Source organism: Capnocytophaga sp. HP1101 (assembly GCF_054772415.1).
The window spans coordinates 1-5,420 of the sequence record NZ_BPUU01000024.1 but is presented as its reverse complement, the minus strand read 5'-3'; the positions used below and the strand labels follow the sequence as shown (position 1 = coordinate 5,420).

Sequence of the window (5,420 nt, the reverse complement as noted above, 5' to 3'; positions counted from 1 at the left end):
AAGAAGGCGGCGACATACTCTCCCACGATGTCCGTAGTACCATCTGCGCTAAAAGGTTTAACTGCTCTGTTCGGAATGGTAAGAGGTGAGACCTTTGACTATAACCACCTTAAATTTTTAGGAGTTAGGAGATAGTGTTGTGATGCTAATTCCTAATTTCTATTTCCTAACTGCTTCCTAATGATATTTTAACATATAAGGATAAAAAACATAATTCAATTGATAATTGACAATTCACAATTAACTAACGCTTTGTAAAAAAGAATGCTGCGCGAAAAGTTTACGGGTGATTAGTATTACTCGGCTATGATGTTACCACCTTTACACCTGTAACCTATCAACGTGGTCATCTCCCACGACCCTTAAAAGAAATCTCATCTTGTGGCGGGTTTCGTACTTATATGCTTTCAGCACTTATCCCATCCGCACTTAGCTACTCTGCTATGCCCTTGGCAAGACAACAGATACACCAGTGGTGCGTCCAACTCGGTCCTCTCGTACTAGAGTCAGATCCACGCAAATTTCTAACGCCCACAGTAGATAGAGACCGAACTGTCTCACGACGTTCTGAACCCAGCTCGCGTGCCACTTTAATGGGCGAACAGCCCAACCCTTGGGACCTTCTCCAGCCCCAGGATGTGACGAGCCGACATCGAGGTGCCAAACCCCCCCGTCGATGTGAGCTCTTGGGGGAGATCAGCCTGTTATCCCCGGCGTACCTTTTATCCTTTGAGCGATGGCCCTTCCATACGGAACCACCGGATCACTATGCTCTACTTTCGTACCTGATCGACTTGTGGGTCTCTCAGTCAAGCTCCCTTATGCCATTGCACTCTACGCACGGTTACCAAGCGTGCTGAGGGAACCTTTAGAAGCCTCCGTTACTCTTTTGGAGGCGACCACCCCAGTCAAACTACCCTCCACGAATTGTCCCCTGATATATTCAGGGTTAGACCTCAGATAAGCAAAGGGTGGTATTTCAACAATGACTCCACAACTACCGGAATAGCCGCTTCTTAGTCTCCCACCTATCCTACGCATCACTTATCCAAGACCAATACGAAGATATAGTAAAGGTGCACAGGGTCTTTTCGTCCCACTGCGGGTAATCGGCATCTTCACCGATACTACAATTTCACCGAGCTCATGGCCGAGACAGTGTCCAAATCGTTACACCATTCGTGCAGGTCGGAACTTACCCGACAAGGAATTTCGCTACCTTAGGACCGTTATAGTTACGGCCGCCGTTTACTGGGGCTTCAATTCAAACCTTCGCATTACCGCTAAGCTCTCCTCTTAACCTTCCAGCACCGGGCAGGTGTCAGACCCTATACCTCATCTTTCGATTTTGCAGAGTCCTGTGTTTTTGATAAACAGTCGCTTGGACCTTTTCACTGCGGCCTATCGCTAGATAGGCGACCTTTCTCCCGAAGTTACAGGTCTATTTTGCCTAGTTCCTTAGCCATGAATCTCTCGAGCGCCTTAGAATTCTCATCCCAATCACCTGTGTCGGTTTACGGTACGGGCATTAACTCTCGCTTTTCTTGGAAACGTTGTCGCCACACTCACCTCGGCCGAGGCCTCAGTGTACTTTCGAAGTCATAACAACTCCTTAAACGTACTATTCCGTCAGTACGCGGTAGCTATCTCATTCCGTCACTTTTGTTGAGTCAATGGTATGGGAATATTAACCCATTGTACATCCACTACCCCTTCTCGGGTTCGCGTTAGTCCCCGACTAACCCTCAGCTGATTAGCATAGCTGAGGAAACCTTGATCTTTCGGCGGGCAGGTTTCTCGCCTGCCTTATCGTTACTTATGCCTACATTTTCTTTTCTATCGGCTCCACTATGGCTCACGCCTTTAGCTTCAACGCCTATAGAATGCTCCCCTACCGGTATATTACTTTAGTAATAACCCCATAGCTTCGGTAATATGCTTATGCCCGTTTATTATCCATGCCCAACCGCTCGACTAGTGAGCTGTTACGCACTCTTTAAATGTATGGCTGCTTCCAAGCCAACATCCTAGCTGTCAGTGCAGTCAGACCGCGTTTGGTCAACTTAGCATATATTTGGGGACCTTAGCTGATGGTCCGGGTTCTTTCCCTTTAGGATATGGACCTTAGCACCCATACCCTCACTGCTGATCATATTTAATAGCATTCGGAGTTTGTCAGGAATTGGTAGGCGATGAAACCCCCGCATCCAATCAGTAGCTCTACCTCTATTAAACTTGCAATCAACGCTGCACCTAAATGCATTTCGGGGAGTACGAGCTATTTCCCAGTTTGATTGGCCTTTCACCCCTACCCTCAGGTCATCCGAAGTCTTTTCAACGACAACCAGTTCGGTCCTCCACGCTGTGTTACCAGCGCTTCAACCTGCCCAAGGGTAGATCACCAGGTTTCGCGTCTACTACTACCAACTATTGTCGCCCTATTCAGACTCGCTTTCGCTGCGGATTCGTATCTGAAATACTTATCCTCGCTGGTAACAGTAACTCGTAGGCTCATTATGCAAAAGGCACGCCGTCACAGCCTAAGCTGCTCCGACCGCTTGTAAGCGTATGGTTTCAGGGTCTGTTTCACTCCGTTATTCACGGTTCTTTTCACCTTTCCCTCACGGTACTGGTTCACTATCGGTCTCTCAGGAGTATTTAGCCTTACCGGATGGTCCCGGCGGATTCAGTCAAGGTTCCTCGTGCCCCGACCTACTCAGGATACCCATAAGATTTATATTGACTTGCTTGTACGAGACTATCACTCTCTATGGTGTAACTTTCCAGTTACTTCTAATTCGTCAATACAACCTACAACTGGGTCCTACTACCCCTATAATGCCGTAACATTATAGGTTTGGGCTGTTCCCATTTCGCTCGCCACTACTTTGGGAATCACTGTTGTTTTCTTCTCCTCTGCCTACTTAGATGTTTCAGTTCAGCAGGTTTGCCCATCTTACGATGTAGTACATCTTCAATGTACTGGGTTGCCCCATTCGGATATTTGCGGATCACCTCGTATGTGCCAATCCCCGCAACTTTTCGCAGCTTATCACGTCCTTCTTCGCCTCTGAGAGCCTAGGCATCCCCCATACGCTCTTACATAACTTTTCGCGCTTGTAGTCTTATCAATTGACAATTCATAATTGACAATTGACAAGTACCTCGTTCTCTTTGATTCTTTTGTTTTGTTAGATTTTCAATAAATCTTTATTGATCTCTTATGCTTTTTATCCCAATATGTCAATGTACTTTGCGAAGGAGTAACCTCCCCTTGCCCCCTCCAAAGGGGGATTTTTGTGGAGAATAAGGGATTCGAACCCTTGACCCCCTGCGTGCAAGGCAGGTGCTCTAGCCAGCTGAGCTAATTCCCCGTGCTTAATGACGAGTTACGAATTACGAATTACGACTCACGATATTCGTATCTCCTCAGCTCCTAGAATTTCCTTCTTTAGCTTCTTTTGTAGTCCCAGGCAGACTCGAACTGCCGACCTCTACATTATCAGTGTAGCGCTCTAACCAGCTGAGCTATGAGACTGCATCTTAATGATTAGCTTTTAATGATTAATGGTTAATTATTCAACCCTTAATCAGCAATCATTATAATATTGTTGTCCAGCAAAGATTTAAAGAATCTTTGCAATTGACAATTCATAATTGACAATTGACAATTTTCCTTTGTCTTTAACGTCGGTCTTCTCTAGAAAGGAGGTGTTCCAGCCGCACCTTCCGGTACGGCTACCTTGTTACGACTTAGCCCCAGTCACTAGTTTTACCCTAAACAGCTCCTCGCGGTGACCGTCTTCAGGTACCCCCAGCTTCCATGGCTTGACGGGCGGTGTGTACAAGGCCCGGGAACGTATTCACCGGATCATGGCTGATATCCGATTACTAGCGATTCCAGCTTCACGGAGTCGAGTTGCAGACTCCGATCCGAACTGTGACCGTCTTTATAGATTCGCTCCTGCTCACGCAGTGGCTGCTCTCTGTAACGGCCATTGTAGCACGTGTGTAGCCCAAGATGTAAGGGCCGTGATGATTTGACGTCATCCCCACCTTCCTCTCGGTTTGCACCGGCAGTCCCATTAGAGGGCTCGACCTTACTCGTTAGCAACTAATGGCAGGGGTTGCGCTCGTTATAGGACTTAACCTGACACCTCACGGCACGAGCTGACGACAACCATGCAGCACCTTGAAAACTGTCCGAAGAAAAGCATATCTCTACGCCTGTCAGTCTCCATTTAAACCTTGGTAAGGTTCCTCGCGTATCATCGAATTAAACCACATGCTCCACCGCTTGTGCGGGCCCCCGTCAATTCCTTTGAGTTTCACACTTGCGTGCGTACTCCCCAGGTGGGATACTTATCACTTTCGCTTAGCCACTCAACATTACTGCCAAACAGCTAGTATCCATCGTTTACAGCGTGGACTACCAGGGTATCTAATCCTGTTCGCTCCCCACGCTTTCGTCCATCAGCGTCAATCAATTGTTAGTAATATGCCTTCGCTATCGGTGTTCTGTGTAATATCTAAGCATTTCACCGCTACACTACACATTCCAACTACTTCACAATCATTCAAGACCTGCAGTTTCAAAGGCAGTTGCTCAGTTGAGCTGAGCGCTTTCACCTCTGACTTACAAGCCCGCCTACGGACCCTTTAAACCCAATGATTCCGGATAACGCTCGCATCCTCCGTATTACCGCGGCTGCTGGCACGGAGTTAGCCGATGCTTATTCGTAAGGTACCGTCATCAAGGCACACGTGCCCCTTATTCTTCCCTTACAAAAGCAGTTTACAACCCATAGGGCCGTCATCCTGCACGCGGCATGGCTGGATCAGTCTTCCGACCATTGTCCAATATTCCTCACTGCTGCCTCCCGTAGGAGTCTGGTCCGTATCTCAGTACCAGTGTGGGGGACATCCCTCTCAGAACCCCTATCTATCATCGCCTTGGGGAGCCGTTACCTCTCCAACTAACTAATAGAACGCATACTCATCTTTCACCACCTAAGCTTTAATATAAAAACGATGCCGTCCCTATATACTATGGGGTATTAATCCAAATTTCTTCGGGCTATCCCCCAGTGAAAGGCAGATTGTATACGCGTTACGCACCCGTACGCCGGTCTCTGTTACCCGAAAGTAACTTCCCCCTCGACTTGCATGTGTTAGGCCTGCCGCTAGCGTTCATCCTGAGCCAGGATCAAACTCTTCATCGTTAAATTCTTTTATATCTTCTAACCGATCCAAGTTATTGACTTCAGGTTTCACTCGATTCTTTAAATCTTTTTGTGCTGTACAACATTATGTCAATGTACGTGTTGTTTATTCGCTCTCTTGAGGCTTTACCTTCCTCTTTTGCGGGTGCAAAGGTAATACCTTTTATTTTCACCACAAAATTTTTTGAGACTTTTTTT

Annotated in this window: 2 tRNA genes and 3 rRNA genes; all 5 read right to left on the bottom strand. The window is 47.0% G+C overall.

What is annotated here, in order from left to right:
- Position 1: 1 nt before the first annotated feature.
- A 5S ribosomal RNA gene (gene rrf, locus RCZ04_RS11785) occupies positions 2-112 on the bottom strand.
- 158 nt (positions 113-270) lie between these two features.
- Positions 271-3,114 (bottom strand): 23S ribosomal RNA (locus RCZ04_RS11780).
- A 186-nt stretch (positions 3,115-3,300) separates the two neighbouring features.
- Positions 3,301-3,374, bottom strand: a tRNA-Ala gene (locus RCZ04_RS11775).
- A 90-nt stretch (positions 3,375-3,464) separates the two neighbouring features.
- Positions 3,465-3,538: transfer RNA gene (locus RCZ04_RS11770), tRNA-Ile, on the bottom strand.
- Between the two features lie 166 nt (positions 3,539-3,704).
- A 16S ribosomal RNA gene (locus RCZ04_RS11765) occupies positions 3,705-5,222 on the bottom strand.
- Together the 16S, 23S and 5S rRNA genes with 2 tRNA genes alongside form the textbook arrangement of a ribosomal RNA operon.
- Between the last annotated feature and the right edge of the window lie 198 nt (positions 5,223-5,420).